This window comes from Massilia sp. MS-15 (genome assembly GCF_020176695.1).
GTDB classification, from domain to species: Bacteria; Pseudomonadota; Gammaproteobacteria; order Burkholderiales; family Burkholderiaceae_D; genus Telluria; species Telluria hydrophila.
Genome location: NZ_JAIWIA010000009.1, coordinates 203,047 through 225,356, shown reverse-complemented (window position 1 = coordinate 225,356; position 22,310 = coordinate 203,047). Strand labels below are relative to the sequence as shown.

General features: G+C 67.7%; 20 protein-coding genes. 9 read left to right on the top strand and 11 right to left on the bottom strand.

All coding sequences use genetic code 11. The features are described 5' to 3' along the window. A partial coding sequence (locus LCI23_RS06000) for a TraM recognition domain-containing protein (protein ID WP_224945306.1) occupies positions 1-401 on the top strand: 401 nt, incomplete at its 5' end. Positions 402-473: 72 nt separating this feature from the next. Here the strand turns inward: LCI23_RS06000 and LCI23_RS05995 are convergent. Further along, the gene (locus LCI23_RS05995) at positions 474-2,600 is read right to left on the bottom strand and encodes a bifunctional diguanylate cyclase/phosphodiesterase (RefSeq protein WP_224945304.1); all 2,127 of its coding nucleotides are present in this window, start codon (positions 2,598-2,600) and stop codon (positions 474-476) included. A 100-nt stretch (positions 2,601-2,700) separates the two neighbouring features. Further along, positions 2,701-3,282, bottom strand: coding sequence for a hypothetical protein (locus tag LCI23_RS05990; protein ID WP_224945302.1), 582 nt, complete (start codon positions 3,280-3,282; stop codon positions 2,701-2,703). A gap of 233 nt (positions 3,283-3,515) precedes the next feature. Between LCI23_RS05990 and LCI23_RS05985 the strand changes: the two genes are divergently transcribed. Both LCI23_RS05985 and LCI23_RS05980 read left to right on the top strand, forming a co-directional pair. Continuing rightward, the gene (locus LCI23_RS05985; protein ID WP_224945300.1) at positions 3,516-4,172 is read left to right on the top strand and encodes a VTT domain-containing protein; all 657 of its coding nucleotides are present in this window, start codon (positions 3,516-3,518) and stop codon (positions 4,170-4,172) included. Positions 4,173-4,315: 143 nt separating this feature from the next. Beyond that, complete coding sequence (locus LCI23_RS05980) at positions 4,316-5,170, top strand: Sir2 family NAD-dependent protein deacetylase (RefSeq protein WP_224945298.1); 855 nt, start codon at positions 4,316-4,318, stop codon at positions 5,168-5,170. Positions 5,171-5,239: 69 nt separating this feature from the next. On the opposite strand, the gene LCI23_RS05975 is transcribed toward LCI23_RS05980, so the two are convergent. The 6 genes from LCI23_RS05975 to LCI23_RS05950 all read right to left on the bottom strand — a co-directional run bounded on the left by LCI23_RS05975 (position 5,240) and on the right by LCI23_RS05950 (position 11,281). Continuing rightward, positions 5,240-6,607: a VWA domain-containing protein gene (locus tag LCI23_RS05975; protein ID WP_224945294.1), complete on the bottom strand. Its 1,368-nt coding sequence runs from the start codon at positions 6,605-6,607 to the stop codon at positions 5,240-5,242. A gap of 105 nt (positions 6,608-6,712) precedes the next feature. Then, a complete protein-coding gene (locus LCI23_RS05970) occupies positions 6,713-7,951 on the bottom strand; it encodes a permease (protein WP_224945292.1) in 1,239 nt (412 codons plus the stop codon). A gap of 11 nt (positions 7,952-7,962) precedes the next feature. After that, positions 7,963-8,211, bottom strand: coding sequence for a DUF2249 domain-containing protein (locus LCI23_RS05965; protein WP_224945291.1), 249 nt, complete (start codon positions 8,209-8,211; stop codon positions 7,963-7,965). Next, positions 8,208-8,675 carry an Rrf2 family transcriptional regulator gene (locus tag LCI23_RS05960; protein WP_224945290.1) on the bottom strand — a complete coding sequence of 156 codons (468 nt, stop codon included), beginning with the start codon at positions 8,673-8,675 and terminating at the stop codon, positions 8,208-8,210. The genes LCI23_RS05965 and LCI23_RS05960 overlap by 4 nt, the downstream gene beginning before the upstream one ends. Before the next feature lie 7 nt (positions 8,676-8,682). Next, on the bottom strand, positions 8,683-8,946 hold the full coding sequence (locus tag LCI23_RS05955) for a DUF2249 domain-containing protein (RefSeq protein WP_224945289.1): 264 nt from the start codon (positions 8,944-8,946) through the stop codon (positions 8,683-8,685). A 61-nt stretch (positions 8,947-9,007) separates the two neighbouring features. Then, on the bottom strand, positions 9,008-11,281 hold the full coding sequence (locus tag LCI23_RS05950; RefSeq protein WP_224945288.1) for a nitric-oxide reductase large subunit: 2,274 nt from the start codon (positions 11,279-11,281) through the stop codon (positions 9,008-9,010). A 241-nt stretch (positions 11,282-11,522) separates the two neighbouring features. Here LCI23_RS05950 and hemN point away from each other — a divergent pair, with 241 nt between their 5' ends. Together hemN and LCI23_RS05940 are read left to right on the top strand one after the other, a co-directional pair. Beyond that, positions 11,523-12,953 (top strand): oxygen-independent coproporphyrinogen III oxidase, encoded by a 1,431-nt coding sequence (hemN, locus tag LCI23_RS05945; protein ID WP_224945287.1) that lies wholly within the window; start codon positions 11,523-11,525, stop codon positions 12,951-12,953. 109 nt (positions 12,954-13,062) lie between these two features. Further along, positions 13,063-13,314, top strand: a complete 252-nt coding sequence (locus LCI23_RS05940; RefSeq protein ID WP_224945286.1) for a heavy-metal-associated domain-containing protein — start codon at positions 13,063-13,065, stop codon at positions 13,312-13,314. Positions 13,315-13,452: 138 nt separating this feature from the next. Here the strand turns inward: LCI23_RS05940 and LCI23_RS05935 are convergent, their stop codons facing one another. Together LCI23_RS05935 and LCI23_RS05930 are read right to left on the bottom strand one after the other, a co-directional pair. Then, positions 13,453-14,649 (bottom strand): NnrS family protein, encoded by a 1,197-nt coding sequence (locus LCI23_RS05935; RefSeq protein WP_224945285.1) that lies wholly within the window; start codon positions 14,647-14,649, stop codon positions 13,453-13,455. 32 nt (positions 14,650-14,681) lie between these two features. Continuing rightward, entirely contained in the window at positions 14,682-15,359 is a 678-nt protein-coding gene (locus LCI23_RS05930) for a Crp/Fnr family transcriptional regulator (RefSeq protein ID WP_224945284.1), read from the bottom strand. Positions 15,360-15,619: 260 nt separating this feature from the next. Here LCI23_RS05930 and moaA point away from each other — a divergent pair, with 260 nt between their 5' ends. From moaA to LCI23_RS05910, 4 genes are read left to right on the top strand one after another with little or no spacing between them, the layout of a single operon-like run. Next, positions 15,620-16,594 (top strand): GTP 3',8-cyclase MoaA, encoded by a 975-nt coding sequence (gene moaA / locus LCI23_RS05925; RefSeq protein ID WP_224945282.1) that lies wholly within the window; start codon positions 15,620-15,622, stop codon positions 16,592-16,594. A 1-nt stretch (position 16,595) separates the two neighbouring features. Beyond that, positions 16,596-17,258 (top strand): carbonic anhydrase, encoded by a 663-nt coding sequence (locus LCI23_RS05920; RefSeq protein WP_224945280.1) that lies wholly within the window; start codon positions 16,596-16,598, stop codon positions 17,256-17,258. Next, on the top strand, positions 17,255-19,207 hold the full coding sequence (locus tag LCI23_RS05915) for a type IV pili methyl-accepting chemotaxis transducer N-terminal domain-containing protein (protein WP_224945278.1): 1,953 nt from the start codon (positions 17,255-17,257) through the stop codon (positions 19,205-19,207). The genes LCI23_RS05920 and LCI23_RS05915 overlap by 4 nt, the downstream gene beginning before the upstream one ends. A 25-nt stretch (positions 19,208-19,232) precedes the next feature. Then, positions 19,233-19,910: a response regulator transcription factor gene (locus LCI23_RS05910; protein ID WP_224945276.1), complete on the top strand. Its 678-nt coding sequence runs from the start codon at positions 19,233-19,235 to the stop codon at positions 19,908-19,910. Here the strand turns inward: LCI23_RS05910 and LCI23_RS05905 are convergent. Then, positions 19,907-22,246 carry a response regulator gene (locus LCI23_RS05905; RefSeq protein ID WP_224945274.1) on the bottom strand — a complete coding sequence of 780 codons (2,340 nt, stop codon included), beginning with the start codon at positions 22,244-22,246 and terminating at the stop codon, positions 19,907-19,909. The genes LCI23_RS05910 and LCI23_RS05905 overlap by 4 nt on opposite strands. Positions 22,247-22,310: the final 64 nt, after the last annotated feature.

The following is a 22,310-nucleotide window of genomic DNA, read 5'->3' as shown; positions in this document are numbered from 1 at the left end:
TTGCGAATGAAACACTTGATATGGCAATTGGCCAATTAGGATCGGCCGGCATTACCTTATGGCCCGTGGTACAGCATATCAGCCAATTGAAAAGATATTACCCGGATACCTGGGATAATTTCATTCGCAATACCCGCGGTGTCCAGTACTTCGGCGACCAGTCGCCCGATATGCTGGCCTACCTCGAGAAACGCATCGGCTACCGGTCGGTCCGGATGCGCGATGGAACGATCATGAAAAAGCCGCTCATATCGGAAAACCAGATGTCCAGTGAGCTGCTGTCCCGGGACTCGAAACGCCTGCTGTACATACCGAACCAGCAGCCGGCAATGCTGCTCGAACTGGTCGAATATTACGACGGCACTTTTCCCAAGCATTGGTTCGATCCCGATCCGCGCTAGGAAAAGCGCAGGCTGCCCTGCATGGCGCGAGTTTCCGCGGCTGGAGTGGCCTCGTCACGACGCAGCCTGTCGTCAGGCGTGCCCGAAGCCTTGCGCGCTGTACCGGTGCTCGAATTCCTCGATCGGCACCGGCATCCCCAGCAGGTAACCCTGGAAGGTGCTGCAACCGCCCTCGATCAGGAAGCTGCGCTGTGCCTCGTGCTCGACGCCTTCGGCCACGATGTCGAGCTTGAGCGTGCGCGCCAGGGCGATGATCGCCTCGACGATCGGGCCCGCGTCCGGATCGATGTGCACGTCGTGCACGAAGGAGCGGTCGATCTTCAGCGCCGTCAGGGGAAAGCGCTTCAGGTAGGACAGCGATGAAAAGCCGGTACCGAAGTCGTCCAGCGAGAACCCGATGCCGCGGGCGCGCAGCGCATGCATGCGCGCGATGATGCCGGCCGCGTCCTCGGCGAACACGCTTTCGGTCAGCTCCAGGCACAGCTTCTGCGGCCGCGCGCCGGTCTGCGCCAGGATCTCGTCCACCTGGCGCGCAAAGGCCGCGCTGCGCAGCTGGTGGGCGCTGACATTGACCGCCAGCTTCAGGCGACCCAGCACGCGGTCGCCGCGCCAGCGCGCCAGCGCCCGGCAGCCGGCTTCGAGCACATGCTGCCCGAGCGGGCCGATCAGCCCGGTGGCCTCGGCCAGGCCGATGAACTCGGCGGGCCCGACCAGCTCGCCGCTCTCGCGGCGCCAGCGCACCAGCGCCTCGGCGCCCACCAGGCGTCCCTGGCGGTTGAACTGCGGCTGGCAATACAGCACGAACTGGTGCGCCGCCAGGCCGCCGCGCAGGGCCGCCTCCAGCGCCGCCTGGCGGTCGGCGGCCGCCTGCATGCCCGGGTCGAAGAAGCGCGCCGTATGGCGGCCGTCGGCCTTGGCCTGGTACATGGCCATGTCGGCCTGCTTGAGCAGGGCATCGACATCGGCCGTGGTCCCGTCGAACAGCACGATGCCGATGCTGGGCGTGCTGAGGACCATCCGCCCGCCCAGATGATAGGGCTGCTCGAGCGCAGCGAGCAGCTTGTCGACCACGTGCCCGGTTTCGCGCACCGCCTCGCGCACCGAACTGCCCAGCTGTTCCAGCACGATGACGAACTCGTCGCCGCCCAGCCGGGCCAGGCCGTCGCTGTGGCGCAGCACCAGCCGCAGGCGCTCCGACACCTGGCACAGCAGCGCGTCGCCCAGTTCGTGGCCGAGGGTGTCGTTGACGAGCTTGAAGTTGTCCAGGTCGAGCAGCAGCAGCGCCCCATGCTCGCCGGTGCGGGCGCTGCGCGCCAGCGCCTTGTCCAGCTCTTCCACCAGCAGCCGGCGGTTGGGCAGGCCGGTCAGGTAGTCGAAATAGGCGGCCTGGTAGACCTGGTGCTCGGCCTGCTTGCGTTCGGTGAGGTCGGTATTGGTGCCGGAGATGCGCAGCGGCTTGCCGTGATTGTCGCGTAGCACGAAGCCGCGCGACAGCACCGGCACGTAGTGGCCATCGCGGTGGCGCAGCCGGAACTCGATGCTGTAGGTGTCGAAGCGCTTGGCGAACAGTTCGCGCATGAACGCCATCACCGCTTCCTGGTCCTCCGGATGGGCGAGCGCCAGCCACAAGGTTTCGTCGGCGGGCAATTCGCCCGGATGGTAGCCGAGCATGCTCCACCAGCGCTCCGAATAGTAGATTTCGCGGGTCACGAGGTCGTAGTCCCAGGGCGCATCGGTAGAACCGCGCAGGACCAGGCGCAGGCGCTTCTCGGACTTCTGCAGGCGCTGCTTGGCACGCTTGAGCGCGGTGCAGTCGGTAAAGCAGACCACCACCTGCTGCACCTGGCCCGACGCATCGCATTCCGGGTAGGCATTGCAGATCAGCCAACGCAGCGGCACGCCCCCCGCATCGGGAACGCCGACGATCAGCTGTGCCACCTTGACGCCGGTGCGCAACACCACGTTGACCGGAAAGTCCTCGGGCCGCATGCGCGTGTGGTTGGGGCGGATGAAGGTCCATGCCGCCGCGCTGGACGCGGTGCCGGTCAGCTCGTCCTGGGTCTGGCCGAGCAGCTCGCACGCGAGCCGGTTGGCAGACAGGATGCGGCCGTCGGGGCCGTGCACCACGACGCCGGCAGGAATATGCTCGAGCAGGTCTTCGAGGCGGGCTGGACCGCCCGCGGCATTATCGGAATCCATGATGGCGGCGCCATGCGACTGGAAAGATTATCCTAGCACGTTCAAGGGCTCGGCAGCACAGTGCAAGCTATCCTGCGGGACACGGCCCTCAGGAACGTCCTTAGCCTGCCCCGCCGAATGCGGGCCGGGCCGCCAGCACGCGCGCCAGCGCGGTTTCCGGGTCCAGTCCGGCCATCATCTGGTTGATGATTTCCTGCTTGTCCTCCAGGCCGAGCCTGTCGCAGGCGGCCCGGTGCGAACAGAAATAGGCATACCAGGCCACGTCCGCCGGCCGCTCCTTGCGCGGCTTGTAGCGCGCCGGCACCATCGCGCGCTGCGCGGCCACATGCGCCGCGAGCGGCGCCGCGATCCCGCTCCAGTCGAAGCCGGCGGCGGCGCGGCGATCGGCTTCCCGGTCGCCCTGGTAGGCGGGATGGGGCCGCACGGTGTCCCGGTCCAGTGCGAGGCAGGCCAGGTTGGGATAGCCGTGCGCGGCGCAGAAACCTTCCACGAACAGCAGCTTCGGGCCGATGCCGACCTGGACCGCGCGGCCAAGCACCTCATCCTTCGGATGCAGGGAGCGGGCCAGCGCCAGCAGGTCGCCATAGGTGATCGGCATGCCGCGCAGCGAGCTCGCCTGGCGCGCGAGGGCCTCGACCAGGCGCGCGCCGACCTCGATGTCGTTGAAGGTAAAGGGAATCATGGGCGGAGTCTGGCGCGGCCTAGGCGGATGCAGGCGCGTCGCTGTGTCAAAATCGGCATCTTAGCAGGTCTACCGAGCCGGCAGGCCGCCTGCGGCGTGATGGACGACTAGGGGGGACGCATGCCACGCGGTACAATGCGGTGGTTTGCGCCCCCACCTGTGTGCCCCGCGCACTGGCGCGCCGATCACGCGGGATCGATCCCTGGCTTTCACATGAAACAAAGACAAACGCTATGCTGACTACCCTGCTCGACTGGTTCCTCCACCTCGACCGCCATCTCGCCGTCCTCGCGGCCGAGTACCAGGTGCTCGTCTATGTACTGCTGTTCGCAGTGATCTTCGTCGAAACGGGTGTGGTCGTGATGCCCTTCCTGCCGGGCGACTCCCTGCTGTTCGTCACCGGTGCGCTGGCGGCGAAAGGCATGTTGTCGCTGCCGGTGCTGATCCCGCTGCTGATCGTGGCGGCGGTGCTGGGAGACATCGTCAATTTCGCGGTCGGCAGCGCCTTCCGCGGACGAATCCAGGCGGGCCACCGGCTGCGCTTCATCAAGCCCGAACACATCCTGTATACCGAGCGCTTTTTCGAGCGCCATGGCCCCAAGACCATCGTGCTCGCGCGTTACGTGCCGATCGTCCGCACGCTGGCGCCCTTCGTCGCGGCGCTGGGCAGCATGCGCTACCGGACCTTCCTTTCGTATAACATTTCGGGCGGCACCCTGTGGGTGGTATCGCTGACGCTGGCCGGGTATGCCTTCGGCAACATCAAATGGGTCAATGAGAACCTGACTGCCGTCATTCTCGGCATCATCGTGCTGTCGCTGGTGCCGGGCATCGTGGCATGGATGCAGGAGCGGTATCGCAGCAAGCGGGCGGCGGGGCCGCAGGCCTGATCACGGGTCCGGACGATAACGCGTCCGAACCGGGCACCATCGATTGGCGAAGCTCGTATAGCGCCAGGCCGGCACGATGTTCACCATGCACGGACATGCGTGAAAGGACACAGCATGCACACCGAACCGTTCGGGGCGCCGGCATGAGCGCGGCGCCAGGCGACCCGCGGGCCATCGAACGCGCCGCGGCCCTGCTTGCCGGCGCCGATGCGCTGCTCATCGCTGCCGGCGCAGGGATGGGCGTCGATTCCGGCCTGCCCGACTTTCGCGGCAACGCCGGTTTCTGGAAGGCCTACCCGGCGCTTGCCGCCGCAGGAACGGGCTTCATCGATATCGCCAGTCCGTCCGCCTTCCGCGCCGATGCGCGCCGCGCCTGGGGTTTCTACGGCCACCGGCTAGGCCTGTACCGCCGCACCCTTCCACATGCCGGCTACGGGCTGCTGCGGCGCTGGGGCGAGGCGAAGCGTGATGGCTACTTCGTGTTCACGAGCAACGTCGATGGCCAGTTCCAGAAGGCCGGCTTCGATCCGTCGCGGATCGAGGAATGCCATGGGAGCATCCACCGCCTGCAGTGCCTGCTGCCCTGCGTTCCCCTGCTTTGGCCGGCCGACGGCCTGCAGCCGGTGGTGGACCAGGCCCACTGTGCGCTGCGCAGTCCCCTGCCCGCCTGTCCCCGCTGCGGCGGCATGGCCCGGCCGAACATCCTCATGTTCGGCGATGACGGCTGGATCGATACGCAGCGCGCATCGCAGGCGGCGCACTGCCAGGAATGGCTGGCACGGGTGCGCCGCCCGGTGGTGATCGAAATCGGGGCCGGGCTGGACGTCCCGGCCGTACGCCAGTTCGCCCGGCGCGTCGTGCTGCGGCACGGCGGCGCGCTCATCCGGATCAACCCGCGCGCACCGCATCTCGACGGCGTGCCCGGCGTCGGGATTGCCGCCGGGGCCCTGGAGACACTGGTGGCGATCGATCACATCCTTGACCAGCCGGGTATCTGAGTCGCGGCCAGGCGGCCTGCACAGGCTGCGCTGTACGTACCGCGAATCCAGCGGCATGGGGCGGCCAAGCTAGCTCACCCGGTTCGGCTCCTGCAACAGCCCGTGCTGCCGCGCCTGCGCCACCCAAGCCGGGTATTCCGTCGTCAACAGGTCGTACAATGCGGCATCGTCATGTTCGTCCGGGCTCGCCACCGAAAAGAAGTCGGCGTTGTCGATCAGGCGCCCGTCCAGGTCGTCGAGTTTTTCCAGGAAAGGGAAATCGGACTCGGCGAAATTGGACAGGCGCTTGCTTCTCGATTTCCTTCCCTTCCCGATTCCCATGAACTGCCAGAAAATCGGTTCGCGGCTCGACCAGCGCAGCTGGCGTTCGGTCACGGCCTGGTCGGAAGTGCCGCCGTCGGTCACGAACATGACGTAGACCGGGAGCGGCGCAGCATGTGCCGTCCTGCGCTCGCCCCCGTCCGTATCGGGGAAATAATGCCGGCGCACCGCGGCCATGGCGGCGCCGTAGCGGGTATCGCCCTCGAGCGGATGCCGCTCGATGGCCTTTGCGACGTAACCCGTCCAGTTGGAAAGCCCCATCGGCTCGGTCCGATGGACGTTCCTGCCGAACAGGAAGACGTCGATGTCGCCATCATCATCGAAGCGGCACCCCAGCGCCAGGATGCGTTCGGCGAAACGCTGCACCAGGCCTTTGCGATACAGGCTGCTCATCGATCCAGAAATATCGAGCACCAGGCAGACCCTGGCACGATGCCCCTGCAGCCCGGCCTTGGCCAGCGACACGCCCGCCGATTTCACCAGGCTGACGAGTTGCGGTGCCTTGGCTTCGATGCGCTTTTCCAGGCTGATGCTCGACGCTGGAGGCGCTGCCTGTGCCGCCTGGACTTGTGGCGCGGGGATGGCGGGCGCGGACTCCTGCGCGACGTCGGCGCCGAAATGCCGTACCAGCGCGGGCAATCCGCCGTTGAATCCTTGCGCGACCGCCATGAAGCGCCAGCCCCCGTCCCTGCGGTAGAACTCGCCGAGCATGACCGCCTGTTCATGGGCGAAATCCTGGCCGGTGAATGCGAAGCGGGCGAATTCGCCTTCCGCGCCATGCAGGCCCACGTGGCCTTGTGCCAGCTGCGACATGGCGCCGTCCCCGTCGATACTGGCCGTGATGACGACACGCTCGACCGTCGGCGGCAGCATGGCGAGGCGAAACATAAAACCGTCGACCGTGCTTCCCTGGCTCGCCAGCACAACGCCGCCGCACGGCGTGCTGGCCTGGTTGAAGAAGGTCATGTACCGGTCGTCGACCAGCTTGCCGGAGGCGCCAATGGCAAAGCAGGCAAAGTCGAGTGCCAGGCCCTGGCCCGCCAGCTTGACCTGAAGCGGCCTCTGTGACACATCCTGGGCGAGGGCCAAGCGCGCGCCTCGCGATAGTTCTTGCATATCCCTTCTCCTGCTATCCTGGTCCGATGCATGCAATGATAACTCGGCAAGCTCCAGCCGGGCATTTTCCTCCATGCAAGGGTGGCGCGGTTCGAGGCTTGCTCTCTAGGCCCTGCGAAGACGCAGGTAAAGCATGGCGGCACCGGCCAGGTCGCGGATCAGCAAGAGCATGGCCAGGGCCTGGAACAGGCCGGCGGGCCGCGCCAGGACCCCGGGCGCCAGCGGCGCCGCCAGCAGCAGGGCGAAGGCAACCAGGTGCCAGCGCCACTGGCGCAGCGCGCGCGGCTCATCGACGATCGTCCTGATCCCGGGCATGCGCGCACGTGCGCCCCCGGCCCTTTCCTGCAAGTGGTACCAGACGAGGAAGGGCACGATTTTGTACAACATGCCATTGATCGCAGACATCGCAAAGCCCGCGATGACCATGATGCCCATCATCAGGGCCCGGCGGTCGCCATCGATCGGAAGGAAATGGACCAGTACCGCCCCTGCCAGGCACGCCATGGCCTGGATCCAGTAAAACGTGCCGACATCGGCCTGGCGCTTGCGCCGCCGGAAGTGCAGGAGCGTTGTCCGGACGTATGACAGCAGTAGCACGCCAAGGCCGATCTCGGCAGCGGTGCGCCACTGTCCGGTTCCGCCGAGCGCCGCGGCGCTCCAGGCCAGCAGCAGCGCGAACAGCAGCGCGGGCACCCCGGCTTCCTGGGACGCCGGATAGGCTGCCGTACCCTGGAACATCGGAATGACCTGGAACGACACGACCGTCGTCAAGGCCACGACCCAGCCCAGCAACCCCCAGGATGCGTGGATGTCGGTCAGCAGCACGACGTCCGCCACCGCCACGCCGCCCAGGTACAGGGCCAGCGTGCCGCCCAGGCCCAGCGTGAGCGCCAGGCCTGCTGCGGCCAGCCGCACGCCGCGCACCAGCGCGTTGGCGGCAGGGGCGGCGCGGCGCGCGAGCGCGATGCCAAGCACCGCCAGCATGAGCAGGCCCGCCAGGGCGAGCACCGCCGCGGCGGCGTGGAAGGCAGCGCCTCCCAGTCCAAGGCCCAGGGCGCTGGCCAGGATCACGGTTCCCGACACCAGGCCGATCCAGCCGGCGACCGCGACGGGACGCGCAAGGGGGATCCGGGCGCCTGCGACCACCGGCAGCAGCTGGAACAGGGCGCCGACGATCGTCATCGTCAGGAAGCCCAGGGTCAGCAGGTGCGTCATGGCGAGCGTGGCCGGCGTCCAGCGCGAGACCAGCGCCGCCTCGCCCTGCCAGGCCAGCACGACCGATGCCGCCAGCGCGAAGCATGGTGCGGCGAGCAGGAAGGCCAGCGGCACCCAGATCGGGGGCATGGCCTCGTAGTTCAGTTTTCTTTGCATCGCACGGCCCAGATCATCAGGTCGTACCTGCCGTCGTCGCGCGGGGCGATCCGGTGGCCATAGCCGTCGCGCTCGAGTATCCGGTACAGCGGAAACGGTTCGCGGTCGATCCGTACCTGCAAGAACGCCCCGGCCGGCAAGGCCGCGAGCGCGTCGAGGATGTGCTCCATCGGTTCCGGTGGAAGCAGGCCGGATACGTCCAGGCAGACGGGGGGAGTCGGATGGCTTGTCATGGTGTCCTGGGCTGGTGGCAGTGACCTGATCCGGAAGGCTGGGCCGCGGACGTCGCCGGCGGCGCTGCCGGCAGCAGGTCGGCCAGGGTGACCCGGTTCAGCTCGTCCAGGTAGGCGCGGGTCGCATCGGCCAGCGACGCGCGCAGCCGGCAGTCGGGAGAGAACGGGCAGGCTGCGGCAGCCGCACCGAAGCACTGCGCCATGTGGAAGTTGGGTTCGGTCTGCGTGACGACTTCGCCGAGCCGGATGTCGCGCGGCTCGCGCGTCAGCCACACCCCGCCGCAGCGGCCGCGCACGGTCTGGATCATGCCCGAGGCAGCCAGCTCGTTGACGACCTTGGCCAGGTGATTGCGGGAGATGCCGTACTGCAGGGCGATCTCGTCGATGGTGGCCATGCGCCCCCGGTGGGCTCCCAGGTACATCAGCAGGCGCAGGGCATGGTCGGTGAATTCGGTCAGGCGCATGGCGGGCCTAGCTTTTCACGACGAAGTCGATCACCACGTCGCCGGGCGCACGGCGGTGGTAGACGACATCCACGCGGGGACCGAAATATTCGCCCAGTTGCGCCAGCAGCGGCAGCGGGTCGTGGTCGTTGATGAAGCGCATCGCCTCGCCGGGCAGCAGCGCGCCGAGGGCGCCGAAGATGGCGGCATGCCGGAAGCGCCGCGCCACGCCCCTGGCATCGAACACGTGGGGCCGGGCCGAGACGGACTCGCTGGAGCAATCGTGAGACATGGTGATTCCTTTCGTAGGTAGAGTGACCCGGCCGGTCGGCCGGGAGTCGGGATCAGGAAGCTCAGGCGCGTACGCGCACTCCTTCCGCCACCGCCTGCGGGTCGCGCCCGCTGCGCAGCAGCCGCCACGCGAACAGGCCGAGGAACAGGGTGCCGCAGGCGAACACGATGTCGCCGGGAACGCGCAGCCAGACCATGGTTTCCATGAAGGACGAGTGCACGAACTCGGCCGAGCGGGCATACCACATGCCGGTCGTGATGCTGGCGTGGGCCTGGTAGATGCCGGCCGGGACCAGCGACATGAACACCATCATGGCCAGGCCGATGTTGAGCAGCCAGAAGGTCGGGCGCAGCAGCGAATCGGACCAGCCGTAGCCGGCGCTCAGGCCGCGCAGGCAGAACAGCATCAGGCCGATGCCCAGCATCCCGTACACGCCGAACAGGGCGGCGTGGCCGTGGGCGGCGGTCATGTTCAGGCCCTGCATGTAGTACAGCGCGATCGGCGTATTGATCGCGAAGCCGAGCAGGCCGGCGCCCACCGTGTTCCAGAATCCGACGGCGATGAAGCACAGGATCGCCCAGCGATAGTTGCGGACCCAGGCGGCGGCCTTGCTGCGCTGGTAGTTGCGGTAGGCCTCGATGCCGATCAGCGACAGCGGCACCACTTCGAGCGCGGAGAACATCGAGCCGAGCGCGATCACCGAGGTCGGGGTGCCGGTGAAGTACAAGTGATGCAGGGTGCCCAGGATGCCGCCGAACAGGAACACGATGGTTTCGAGGACGATCGCGCTGTTGGCCGAGGCCGCGCGGATCAGGCCGAGCCGGGTGAACAGCAGTGCGATCACGGCCGTGGCGAACACCTCGAAGAAGCCTTCCACCCACAGGTGGACCAGCCACCAGCGCCAGTATTCGACCATCGAATAGTGGGTGCCGCGGCCCCAGGTCAGCGAGGTGGCATAGAAGCCGCCGATGCACAGCGCAGCCAGGAACACCATGGCGATCAGGCCGCGGCTTTCCGAGGGCTTGCGCAGCGCCGGCCACAGGCCGCGCCCTAACAGCAGCGCCCAGAACAGCAGGCCGACGAACAGCAGGATCTGCCAGACGCGGCCCATGCTGGTGAATTCCAGGCCCTGGTTACCGATCCAGAACGCGTAGTCGGTGCCGGCCGCGCGCAGCGTGCCGAGCCAGCCGGTGGCGGTCGAACCGACCACGATGAATAGCAGCGCATAGAACAGCAGGTTCACGCCCAGCTTCTGGTACTTCGGCTCGTGGCCCGAAATGGCAGGCGCGATGTACAGGCCGGTAGCCAGCCAGGCGGTGGCGATCCACAGGACGGCGAACTGGGTATGGATGGTTCGGCTCACGGTGAACGGCAGGATCTCGCCGAGCGGCAGGCCGAAGAAGCTGGTGCCTTCGACCGCGTAGTGGGCGGTGACGACGCCCATCGCCACCTGGGCCAGGATCAGGCCGACCACGACAAAGAAATACTTGCGCGTGGCGCGCATCGAGGGCGTGATGCGCATGCCTCCGAGCGGGTCGCTCTTCGGCGTCGGCGGATCTTCTTCTTCCTTGTGCATGCCATGGAAGAAGACCATGGCGGCGATCGCCGCGATCATCAGGATCACGCTGGCGATCGACCAGATGCCCGCGCCCGCCGTGGGTGTATTGCCGGCCAGCGGTTCGTGTGGCCAGTTGCTGGTATAGCTCAAGCCAGTCTCGCCGGGACGGTCGGCAGCGGCGGCCCAGGACGACCAGAAGAAGAAGCCGGTCAGTGCCGCGCGGTCGGCCTCCTCCGGCAGCGAGCCGGCCTTCATGGCGTACTGTTCGCGCAGGGCGTCGAAGCGGCTGTCGCTGCCGAACAGGCCGGCGTAGTGCATTGCCACCTTCTGTACGGCAGCGGCGCGCAGGGTCGACAGCACCAGCGTGCCGCTAGCCGGATCATAGGTGTTCCTGCGCAATTCCTCGCGCACGGTGGCGTCGACCTGGCCGCGCCGGGCGGTGTCGAGCCGGGCATAGGGTTGGCCGAAGTCGCGCGTGGAGACGGCGTCCTGCAGGGCCAGGGCTTCGCGGTGCAGCCAGTCGGCCGACCAGTCCGGGGCCAGGTAGCTGCCATGGCCCCAGACGGTGCCGAGCTGCTGTCCGCCGGCGGCGCGCCAGGCCTGCTGGCCATGCTGGATCTGTTCGCCCGAGAACAGTACCTCGCCTTTGCCGTTGGTGACGGCGGATGGGATGGGTGGCGCTTTCAGGTAGATCTCCCTGCCGACCCAACCGAGGACCGAGAAGGAGACCACACAGATGATCGCCAGCCATGTCCATAGCTTGCGTGTCGCATGCATATCAATGTCCTTTTCAACGTGAGAAATCAGGTTTTCGCCGGCATCCTAAGCAGCCCGGCAATAACATGCAAACGCAATACTTCTTTTTAATGGACCAGATCAAGAATTCCGGGATTGGCCTGCGCAAGGCCACTTTTGCCTTGCCGGCCCTGTCGGGCAGGCATAAGCTGTATTTCATCAGCAGGTTTCAGCAAGCCAGGGCCGCGACTCCCGCGGCATCGGCGCAGACGCGAGTTCACCCATGACCACCAATGCCATTCCAGCCATGCCCGACGTCCCAGCCCTCCCCTCGAGCGAACTCATCGCACGCATGAGCCGCCAGGGTCCGCGCTACACCTCCTACCCCACCGCGGACCGCTTCGCGCCCGACTTCGGCAGCGATGGCTACCGCCGCGCGGTCGCATCGCGGCGCCAGGCGCCGGCGCGCCCGCCCCTCTCGCTGTACGTGCACATTCCCTTCTGCCAGTCGCTGTGCTACTACTGCGCCTGCAACAAGATCGTCACGGGCGAGCGCGACAAGGCCGCCATCTACCTGGGCTACCTGCTGCGCGAGATCGACATGCAGGCCGCGCTCTACGAGGGCATGAACCGCGTGGAACAGCTGCATTTCGGTGGCGGCACGCCCACTTACCTGTCCGGCGAACAGATGGGGGTCCTGACCCGCCACCTGCGTGAGCGTTTCGATTTCGCCGGCGACGCCGATGGCGAATACGGCATCGAGATCGATCCACGTACGGTCGACGCGGCCCGCATCGCGCAGCTGCGCGCCCAGGGCTTCAACCGGATCAGCCTCGGGGTGCAGGATTTCGACCCGGAGGTGCAGCAGGCCGTGAACCGCATCCAGCCCGAGTCCCTGACCCTGGAGGCCATCGCCGCCGCACGGGCGCAGGGCTTCCGCTCCATCAGCATCGACCTCATCTACGGCCTGCCGAAGCAGAGCGTGGCCTCGATGCGGCGCACGCTCGACAAGGTGGTCGCGGTCGCGCCCGACCGCATCTCGGTGTACAGCTACGCCCATATGCCGGAGCTGTTCAAGTCGCAGCGCCTGATCCGCGAGGAAGACATGCCCAGCGCGCAGACCCGGCTCGACCTGCTGGCCCTGTGCATCGCCCACCTCACCGCCAGCGGCTACGTGTATATCGGCATGGACCATTTCGCCCGCCCCGACGACGAGCTGGCGCTGGCCCAGCGCGCCGGCCGGCTGCACCGCAATTTCCAGGGTTACTCCACGCACGCGGAGGCCGACATGCTGTCCTGCGGGGTCTCGGCCATCAGCGCGGTGGCCGGCAGCTACTGCCAGAACGAGAAGTCGCTCGGGCGCTACTACGCGGCCCTGGACCGTGGCCAGCTCCCCGTGGCGCGCGGCATCCGGCTCAGCCTTGACGACCTGGTGCGCCGCGACCTGATCGGGCGCCTGATGTGCGACTTCGACGTCGACCTCGATGCCTTCGAGCGCCGCCACGGCATCGGCTTCGCCAGCTATTTCGGGCGCGAACAGGCGCAGCTCGACGACTACGCCGCGCAGGGCCTCCTGGTGCGCGAGCCGGGCCGGCTGCGGGTGACGAGCCAGGGACGCTTCCTGGTCCGGAACATCTGCATGGTGTTCGACCGCTACCTGGGCCGCGAGGCCGGCGTGCCGCTGGTGCGCATGCCCTACTCCCGCACCGTCTGAGCAGCGCTGGCGCTTGATCCGAAAACCTGAACTGCTTCAAGGACGCGCCTGTCCATCCCCGCTAGCATGAGACGAGGACACAAGCACCAGTCACCGCGGAGGAATCAGCATGGAACACAGCCTGGCATTGAGCGCCGCCCTCGACCATCCGGCCGCCGAAAAGATGTTCGCCGTCCTGCGCCGGGTGCCTGGCGTGCGCGCGGTCGAAGCCCCGACCGGCAGCTCGCGGGTGCACGTCCAGTACGACGACGACCTGACCACGCCGCAGGAGATCAGCAGCATGGTCGCGCGCGCGGGCTTCCCGCTGCTGAAGGTGGCAGCCAGCCCGGCGCCGTGCTGCGGCTCCTGCAGCGGATGGTGATCCCGTCCCGGTATCAAGCCTGACGCCGTCCCGGCGGGCGCCGTTGCAGGCGTCCGTATCGCTGCCCCTGTTCGCGCTTCCCATTTGCCGGCGCGCCGCGGACCATCCGCGGCGACCGCCGCCGCCGTGCCCGCATGTTCAGCCTTCGCGGCCATCGACGCGGGACCGGAACAGGTAGGGACCATACTGCAGGCAATACAGTCCGAAGGCCAGGCTCCAGCACAGCGTCGCCGCCACCAGCCCGGCCGTGCGCAGCGGGCCGTCGCTGAAAGCGGCCACCAGGCGCGCCAGCACGCCGGCCTGCAGCAACAGGTACATCGCGGTCTCAGGCCGTCCCGCGCGCAGCATCCTGCCCGTGTGCCCCAGCGCCGTGCGGGTGATCATCCCGATGATCAGCCCCCCCATCGCCCCCACGGTGAGCGCATGCACGGCGGCGCTTTGCGGCACCAGTCCGAAGCATGCCAGCGCCAGCAGGACGAAGCCGAGCGGGATCCACGCATACGACAGGTGCAGGATCCACAGCAAGGGCTGGCGCAGCGTGCACAGCGGCTTCCACAGCGCCATCCGAAGCAGCTGGACCACGGCCGCCGCCAGGGCCAGCAGGGCCAGGGGCAGCGACAGCGGCAGCGCCGCCCATGCCAGGCCCGTAAGCGCCGTCAGGGCCAGGCTGAGTTTTTCCAGGCGCGGATCCGAGCGCGTGCGCACGCCGCGCACGGCATTGGCCGTGAAGTTGGGAATCACCCGCCCGCCCAGCACCGATTCGATCACCACGACGGCGACGATTGCGGCGTACAAGGGCTGCATCGGCGAAAGCGGGAGAAGGCCAAGCACGCTGGCGTGGTAGGCGGCGTTCGCCGCTGCGAGCACCGCCAGCAGCACCACCATGACCAGGTTGCGGGTATTGCCGGAGCGCCGGATGACCCGGTACAGGGGCAGCCCTGCAAGCGGCAGGAACAGCACGTCGACGGCCGCCGCCGGCAGTGCCGGCAGCAGCGCCATCGCGGCGCGTCCGGCCAGCCACAGCGCCACCAGGGCCGCCAGCGGCAGGCCACGCGGCGTCCACAGCCCGGTCCAGTTGCGGCCCGCGGTGTACAGGAAGCCGATCACGATGGCGATGACGAAGCCGAACAGCATTTCGTGCATGTGCCACAACAGGTCGAGCCGCGGCATGCCCTGCCAGCCGAGGTAGGAGGCGGTCCAGGCCGGCGCCGCGACGCCGGCGAAGGCCGCGCCCAGCAGGTAGAAGGGCCGAAAGCCGAGCGCGAGGAAGGGATGCGCGCCGAGGCCGCCGTGTGGCTGCGGCGGAACGGGGTCGTCGATGGTGAGAAGGGTCATGGTGCTTCCTTGCGTGGATGGTCTGGCGCGGCTCAGCCCTCGTAGGCCCGCAGCCGCTCGATGTCGAGGATCCTGATGGTGCGGCCGGCAACGTTCACCATGCCGCGATCGGCCATGTCGTGCAGCACGCGCGAAAAGTATTCGGGGGTGAGGTTCAGGCGCGAGGCGATCATCTTCTTGCTGACGGCCAGCGTAATCTCGCCGCCCTCCTCCGGTTCGTCCTTGAGCAGGTAGCCGACGATGCGCTGGCTGCCCGAACGCAGCGACAGGGCTTCGACGTCCGAGATCAATCCGTGCAGGCGCCGGCTCATGCCCGCGAGCATGCGGCGCGAGAAGCTCGGGTTGCGCTCGATTTCGTCGTAAATCGCCGCCTTGCCGATGTGCAGCAGCATGCAGTCGGCCAGGGTCTCGGCCTGGACGATGTAGTCCCGGTCCATGAACATCAGGGCCTCGCCGAAGCTCTGGCCGGCACCCACCAGCTCGATCACCTTCTCGTCGCCCTGGGACGAGACGAAGCACAGCTTCACGTTCCCGTAGATGACGGTGTGGAAACCGTGACAGGGATCCCCGCGCTTGAAGATGACCTGGCCGCGCGGCACGTGCAGTTCGGTGGTCGCCGCCGCCACCATGTCCAGCTGCCCGGTGGACAGGTCGGCGAACAGGGGCAGGCGCTTGAGGAACTGGCGGGGATCGATATGGGGTCGGGACATGGTTGCAAAGGAGGACCGGAGCCGTCAACACGAAAAGCAGACGACAAGCCAGGAATCCGGCCTGGCGCCGGCGCTGGCCAATGAGACAGCGTGTGCATCGTACATGCTGTTTTGCAAAACAAAACTTGATCCAGGTCAAATATGGCCGTCCGGATGGCCGGGCTAGTTCTTAGTGATTAGGCGCGCTAATCCCTCATGCCGACTGCCGCCAAGGGGGTGGAACCCTACAATGGACCCATGTTTGACCATGGGAGGGGCGTATGCTGCGCGACCGGTTCGGAAGATCGATTGAATACCTGAGGCTGTCGGTGACCGACCGTTGCGACCTCCGCTGCACCTACTGCATTCCGGCAGGCTTTCGCGGCTTCGAGGAGCCGGAGCACTGGCTCACCTTCGACGAAATGGAACGCCTGGTGGGCGCTTTCGCCCGCCTCGGTACGCGCCGGCTGCGCCTGACCGGCGGCGAACCGCTGCTGCGCCGCGACGTGACCGGCCTGGCGCGGCGCCTGTCGGCGCTGCCTGGGATCGAGGACCTGTCGATGTCCACCAACGCCACCCGGCTGGCGCACCATGCGGGGGCGCTGCGGGCGGCAGGCGTGAGCCGCATCAACGTCAGCCTCGACAGCCTGGACCGCGAATGCATGCACCGCATCACCGGGCGCGACAGCCAGCCGCAGATCATGGAAGGCATCATGGCGGGCAAGGCCGCCGGCTTCGATCCGATCAAGATCAACATGGTGGCGATGCGCGGCGTGAACGACGGCGAGATCGAGGCGATGGCCGAGTTCTGCATCGCCAATGGCTTCATGCTGCGGCTGATCGAGGTCATGCCGATGGGCGCCACCGGGCGCGATGCATCCTTCCTCGACCTGGGCGTCGTGCGCGAGCGCCTGGTCGCGCGCTTCGACCTGGTGCCGCAGGCGGAAGAACTGGGCGGCGGGCCGGCGCGCTACCTCGCCACCCGCGACGGCCGCGCCAGCATCGGCTTCATCACTCCCATGTCGCAGCATTTCTGCGCCACCTGCAACCGGGTGCGCCTGTCGGTGGATGGCACCCTCTACCTGTGCCTCGGCCAGGAAGAACGCTTCGAGTTCCGCCCCCTGCTGCGCGGCGGCGCCTCCGACGCCGAACTCGAAGCGGCCATCCGCCAGGCGATCGAGCTGAAACCGGAGCGCCACGAGTTCAGCGAACGACCCGAGAAGATTATCCGATTCATGGCCCAGACCGGTGGTTGACATGGAAGACATCGAAAAATTCATCCGCGGGTTTTCCCGCTTCCAGAAACAGTACCTGAGCGAGCCCGCCGCGCTGGACAGCCTGCGCCAGGGCCAGCACCCGGGCACCCTGGTCATCGGCTGCTGCGATTCGCGCGTCGATCCGGCGCTGCTGACCGGCTGCGACCCGGGCGACATGTTCGTGGTGCGCAACATCGCCAACCTGGTGCCGCCCTGCACCCCGGACGCCCCGCCCGGCGTCAGTTCCGCCATCGAGTTCGCGGTATGCGGGCTGGAGGTCGCGCGCATCATCGTGCTCGGGCATGCGGGCTGTGGCGGCATCCGCGCGCTGATGTCCTCCGCCCGCGTGACCGAGGAGACCGATTTCGTCGCGCGCTGGATGCGCATCGCCGAACCGGTGCGGCGCAGCGTCCTGCGCGAACTGCACCACAAGCAGCACGAGCAGCAGTGCCGCGCGGCCGAGCTGGCGAGCATCCTGCACTCGCTCGACAACCTGCTCACCTACCCCTGGATCAGGCGCCGCGTCGAAGCCGGCAAGCTGGCCCTGCACGGCTGGTATTTCGACCTCGGCAGCGGCACCCTGCTGGCCTACTCGCCGCGCAAGCAGGAATTCCTCAGCATCGTCGACCCGGTCGCGGCGACGCCGGAACGGCTGTGCGCATGATGGGCCTGCGAGGCTGCCGCAGCCTGATTGCCGGCCAGCGCCTGTCGACCAAGATCGTCGGCGTCCTGATCGGCTTCCTGCTGCTGGCCCTGGTCGCCATCGGCAGCACCTTGTGGCTGTCCTGGCAGCTCGAAGGGGCTGCGGCGGCGATCAACGAGACCGGCAGCCTGCGCCGCCACACCTACCGCCTGACGCTGCTGCTGGCGCGCGAGCAGGCCGGCGGCCAGTCCGAGTCGAGTGCGAAGGTGCCGGAGCAGATCGCCGCGATCGACAGGATCCTGCTGCTGGTGGAGCGGGGCGATCCCCAGCGCCCCCTCGGCCTGCCGCCCTCGCGCGCCATCCGCGGCGCTTTCCGCCATGTGCTGGCCCAGTGGAACGGGCACATGCGGCCGCTGATGCTGCAGGCGCACGCGGCGCGCGGTGCGGCGCGCCAGGACGCCCAGCAGCAGCTGGATGGGCACGTCGAGCGCTTTGTTGCCGAGATCGACCGGCTGGTCGCCCTCATCGAGCAGGACAATGCCTTGCGTACCTTCTGGCTGCGCGCCTCCCAGCTGGCGCTGGTGGCGATGGCGATCGGCGGCACGGTGGCCCTGGTGTACCTGATGTTCGGCCTGATCGTCGATCCGGTCATGCGCCTGCGCGGCGGCATGCGCAGCATGGCCGAGTCCGATTTCGGGGTGCGCCTGGCGGTCGAAAGCCGCGACGAATTCGGCCAGCTTGCGGCCGGCTTCAACGAAATGGCCGACCGCCTCGAGCAGCTCTACGGCAGCCTGGAAGACAAGGTGCGCGAGAAGACCGCCACCCTGGAAGACAAGAACCGCGAACTCGGCCTGCTGTACGACTGCGCCTCCTACCTCCAGCAACGCCATACCCTGGAGACCATGTGCGAGGGCTTCCTGGCGCGCATCTCCAGCTATTTCGCGGCCGACGGCGGTACCGTGCGCATCGTCGACGCCGACAATGCCAACGTGCACCTGGTGGTCCACGCCGGCCTGTCGGCCGAGATGGTGGAATCCGAGCGCTGCATGAAGTTCGGCAGCTGCCTGTGCGGCGAAGCGGCGGTCAAGAAGATCTCGGTGGTACACCGGCTCGGCGACTTGCCCGGCGGCGAACAGCTGCAGTGCGCGCGCGAGGGAATCGCGACGGTGTCGATCTTCCAGATCTGCGCGCAGGACCAGCAACTGGGCATGTTCAGCCTGCACTTCCGGCAGGCGCGCGGTTTTTCCGCGCGCGAGCGCGGGCTGCTCGACACCGTGGCGGCCCTGCTCGGGGTGGCGATCGAGAACATGCGGCTGGCGGAGCGCGAGCGCGAGATGGCCATTTCCGAAGAACGCAACCTGGTCGCGCGCGGCCTGCACGACAGCATCGCGCAGGGACTGAACTTCCTGAACCTGCAGGTGCAGATGCTGGACGACTCGCTGGCCGCCGGAAAGACCGCCGACGCCGCCGCCATCGTGCCGGCGCTGCGGGCGGGCGTCAAGGAAAGCTACGAGGATGTGCGCGAGCTGCTGCTGAACTTCCGCAGCCGCCTGGAGGAAGACAGCCTGCAGGCGGGGCTGCGCAAGACGGTCAAGAAGTTTTCCGACCAGACCGGGATCCCTGCCGAATTCCGCGCCCTCGGACCGGGTGGCCCACCCATGTCTCGTGAGCAACAATTACAACTCTTGTTCATTGCCCAGGAAGCCCTGTCGAACATCCGCAAGCACGCCCAGGCCGATGCGGTGCAGGTACGGATCGAAGATGGGGAGGACTTCTTGCTTTCAATCAGGGATAATGGCATCGGCTTCGATGCCAGTGCCGGGTCCGCCATGGATGATACCCACGTCGGCCTGCACATCATGCGCGAGCGTGCGCAGCGCATCCATGCCGACCTGGACGTCCAGTCGTGCCCTGGCGCCGGCACCACGGTCAGCCTGCACCTGCCCCAGGGGCAGCGGCGCGCGGCGTGAAGCCATGAACGAGAGGAAGGAATGAATGAGTGACAACACCGACAAGACCAGTGTCCTGCTGATCGACGACCATACCCTGTTCCGCAGCGGCGTGCGTTCGCTGCTCCAGCGCAACCCGCGCTTCGAGGTGGTGGGGGAAGCGGCCGACGGCGTCGAGGGCGTCAAGCGCGCCCTGCAACTGCAGCCGGACGTGATCCTGCTCGACCTGAACATGCCGGGCATGTCGGGCGTCGAAACCCTGCAGCTGCTGTTGCAGGACCGGCCCCAGGCCGCGGTGCTGATGCTGACCGTGTCCGAAGAGGCCGACGACCTGGCCGCGGCGCTGCAGGCCGGTGCGCGCGGCTACCTGATCAAGAACATCGACGCCGACTACCTGATCCGCGCCGTGGAACGCGCCGCGGCCGGCGAATCGGTCCTGGCCGAAGCACTGGCGGGCAAGCTGTTCGCCCACGTCCAGCGCGGCGGCGCCAAGCCGAGCGCGCCGGTGTCCGAGCTCGACAAGCTGACCCCGCGCGAGCGCGAGATCCTGGCCTGCCTGGCGCGTGGCGAAAGCAACAAGCTCATCGCGCGGGTGCTCGACCTGGCCGAGAGCACGGTCAAGATCCACGTCCAGAACGTGCTGCGCAAGCTGGGCCTGACCAGCCGCGTCCAGGCCGCCGTATTTGCCGTCGAAAACGGCCTCGGCGCCGGCAACGAGCGCTAGCTCCGCCCTTCCCCTCCGCGGCTGGCGCGCAAGGCTGCGCGCACCGCGTCGAACTCGCGTGCCAGCGCGGCCAGTTCTTCCTGCGCGCCGTCGAGGTTCCCCGCCCTGCCCAGCAGTTCCAGGTGCATGCAGTGCAGGCGCATGCGCTGCGCCCCGATGATGTCGATGCTGGACAACAGGTAGTGCGCGACCGCGGCCAGCGCCGCCGCATCCTGCGCGCGCACGGCCGCCTGCGCCTTCTCCAGCAGGCCCGGGACTTCGTCGGCGAAGGCCGCGCCCAGTTCGGCCGCCAGCTCGCCGTCGCCGTCGGGGTCGAGCTCGCCCAGGCGCGCCGGATCGAGCACCAGCGCCATGCGCCCGCGTCCCTGCACCTGTTCGATGCCCAGCGCCAGCGCCACCCTCAGGTCGTCGAGGATCACCGGCTTGGGCAGGTAGGCGTCCATGCCCGCTTCCAGGCAGCGCTCGCGGTCGCCGGGAAGCGCGTTGGCGGTCATCGCGATGATGTAGGGGGCGCTGGCACCCGTGAAGCGGCGGCGCAGCCGGCGGGTCGCCTCGATGCCGTCCATCTCGGGCATCTGCATGTCCATCAGGATCACGCCATAATCCTGGCGCTCGAGCGCCTCGATCACCTCGACCCCGTTGCCGACCACGTCGGCCCGGTAGCCCAGGCGCCGCAGCTGCTGGCGGATCACCTTCTGGTTGATCGCATTGTCTTCCGCCACCAGGATCTCGATATTGCCCTGGGCAGCCACCGGCGCTGCTTGCGCCGGCGCCGTGGCCTGCTTGCGCTGGCCCAGCGCGCGCAGCAGCGCCTCGAGCAGCACCGCGGGCTTGACCGGCTTGTTCAGGCGTGCGGCGAACAGCGCGTCGCCATCGCCGCCGGCATCGGGGGCGTGCAGGCGCAGCCCGATCGAGGTCAACAGGATGAGCGGTAGCGCACGGCCCTGCTCGGTCTTGCGGATGGCCGCGGCCAGGCCCAGCCCGTCGACGTCGGGCATGTGCATGTCGAGCACGCCCAGGTCGAAGCCGTGGCCATGCTGGACCAGGTCCAGCGCCTCGGCCGCCGAGGCCGCGGCCGAGGGCACCATGCCCCACAACAGGGCCTGGCGCATGAGGATGCGCCGGTTGGTCGGGTTGTCGTCCACGATCAGCACGCGCCGGCCGTCCAGGCCCGCCGCCTGGGCTTTCAGCAGGTCGCCGGCGCGCTCACCGGCCACGGCCTGCACCGGGATCGACAGCACGAAGCGCGAGCCGCTTCCCAGTTCGCTCTCCACCGTCAGGGTCCCGCCCATGATCTGGGCCAGGCGCCGGCTGATGGTCAGCCCCAGCCCGGTGCCGCCATACTGGCGCGTGGTCGAGGCGTCGACCTGGGTGAAGGAGTCGAAGATGTCCTCCAGCCGATGCGGCGGGATGCCGATCCCGGTGTCGCTCACCGTGAAATGCAGGGTGGTGCGCTCGCCTTCGGCCTGGTCGGCGCTCAGCTCGATCAGCACCTCGCCGCTATGCGTGAACTTGACCGCGTTCGACAGCAGGTTGACCAGGATCTGGCGCAGGCGGGTGGCGTCGGCCATCACGGTGGCCGGCACCGCCGGATCGATCATGCAGCTCAGCTCGATCTGCTTGCCGCCGGTGCCGGGCGCCACCAGGTCGAGCGCATCCTCGACGCAGCGCCGGACTTCGAAGGCCTGGTGCTCGAGGTCGAGGCGGCCGGCGTCGATCTTCGAATAATCGAGCAGGTCGTTGATGATGGACAGCAGCGCCTCGCCGCTGTTGCGAATGGTCTCGGTATGGTCGCGCTGCTCTTCGTCGAGCGCCGTGTTCAGCAGCAGGCTGGTCATGCCGATCACGGCATTGAGGGGCGTGCGGATCTCGTGGCTCATGTTGGCCAGGAAGGCGCTTTTCGCCCGCACCGCGGCCTCGGCCTTTTCCTTCTGGGCCTCCAGCTCGCGCTCGTAGGCGCGGCGCTCCGAGATATCCTGCAGGATCGCCGTCAGCAGCCATTCGCTGCCGGACTTCAGGCGCGAGATCGAGGCTTCGGCCGGAAACTCGGTGCCATCCTTGCGCACCGCGTAGATCGTGCCGCGCTCGCCCATCCGGCGCGCCGTGGTGGGTCCCTGGTGAAAGCCCGCCATGTGCCGCCCGTGGCCGGCGCGGAAGCGTTCCGGCATCAGGATCTCGAGTTCCCTGCCAAGTACTTCCTCCCGGCGCCAGCCGAAGATCCGCTCGGCACCCTGGTTGAAGAACACGATGCGCTGGTCTTCGCCGATCGACACGATGGCATTGTCGGCGATGTCTAGGATGCCAAGGACTTGCTCGGCCGTAAGTTTACTGGGCATGCTGTAGCGCTACGGTAATGAATCGGTTGGCGCAATCCTACACTGCCTGGGCCGCCGGTGTAGC

Excerpts from the sequence above, each read along its gene's own strand:
- LCI23_RS05930 (WP_224945284.1), bottom strand. The coding sequence starts at position 15,359 with ATGTCCCGACCCCATATCGATCCCCGCCAGTTCCTCAAGCGCCTGCCC.
- LCI23_RS05990 (WP_224945302.1), bottom strand. The coding sequence starts at position 3,282 with ATGATTCCCTTTACCTTCAACGACATCGAGGTCGGCGCGCGCCTGGTC.
- LCI23_RS05950 (WP_224945288.1), bottom strand. The coding sequence starts at position 11,281 with ATGCATGCGACACGCAAGCTATGGACATGGCTGGCGATCATCTGTGTG.
- LCI23_RS05980 (WP_224945298.1), top strand. The coding sequence starts at position 4,316 with ATGAGCGCGGCGCCAGGCGACCCGCGGGCCATCGAACGCGCCGCGGCC.
- LCI23_RS05955 (WP_224945289.1), bottom strand. The coding sequence starts at position 8,946 with ATGTCTCACGATTGCTCCAGCGAGTCCGTCTCGGCCCGGCCCCACGTG.
- LCI23_RS05965 (WP_224945291.1), bottom strand. The coding sequence starts at position 8,211 with ATGACAAGCCATCCGACTCCCCCCGTCTGCCTGGACGTATCCGGCCTG.
- LCI23_RS05915 (WP_224945278.1), top strand. The coding sequence starts at position 17,255 with ATGATGGGCCTGCGAGGCTGCCGCAGCCTGATTGCCGGCCAGCGCCTG.
- LCI23_RS05905 (WP_224945274.1), bottom strand. The coding sequence starts at position 22,246 with ATGCCCAGTAAACTTACGGCCGAGCAAGTCCTTGGCATCCTAGACATC.
- LCI23_RS05910 (WP_224945276.1), top strand. The coding sequence starts at position 19,233 with ATGAGTGACAACACCGACAAGACCAGTGTCCTGCTGATCGACGACCAT.
- LCI23_RS05970 (WP_224945292.1), bottom strand. The coding sequence starts at position 7,951 with ATGCCCCCGATCTGGGTGCCGCTGGCCTTCCTGCTCGCCGCACCATGC.
- LCI23_RS05960 (WP_224945290.1), bottom strand. The coding sequence starts at position 8,675 with ATGCGCCTGACCGAATTCACCGACCATGCCCTGCGCCTGCTGATGTAC.
- LCI23_RS05985 (WP_224945300.1), top strand. The coding sequence starts at position 3,516 with ATGCTGACTACCCTGCTCGACTGGTTCCTCCACCTCGACCGCCATCTC.
- LCI23_RS05975 (WP_224945294.1), bottom strand. The coding sequence starts at position 6,607 with ATGCAAGAACTATCGCGAGGCGCGCGCTTGGCCCTCGCCCAGGATGTG.
- LCI23_RS05995 (WP_224945304.1), bottom strand. The coding sequence starts at position 2,600 with ATGGATTCCGATAATGCCGCGGGCGGTCCAGCCCGCCTCGAAGACCTG.
- LCI23_RS05935 (WP_224945285.1), bottom strand. The coding sequence starts at position 14,649 with ATGACCCTTCTCACCATCGACGACCCCGTTCCGCCGCAGCCACACGGC.
- LCI23_RS05920 (WP_224945280.1), top strand. The coding sequence starts at position 16,596 with ATGGAAGACATCGAAAAATTCATCCGCGGGTTTTCCCGCTTCCAGAAA.
- moaA (WP_224945282.1), top strand. The coding sequence starts at position 15,620 with ATGCTGCGCGACCGGTTCGGAAGATCGATTGAATACCTGAGGCTGTCG.
- LCI23_RS05940 (WP_224945286.1), top strand. The coding sequence starts at position 13,063 with ATGGAACACAGCCTGGCATTGAGCGCCGCCCTCGACCATCCGGCCGCC.
- hemN (WP_224945287.1), top strand. The coding sequence starts at position 11,523 with ATGACCACCAATGCCATTCCAGCCATGCCCGACGTCCCAGCCCTCCCC.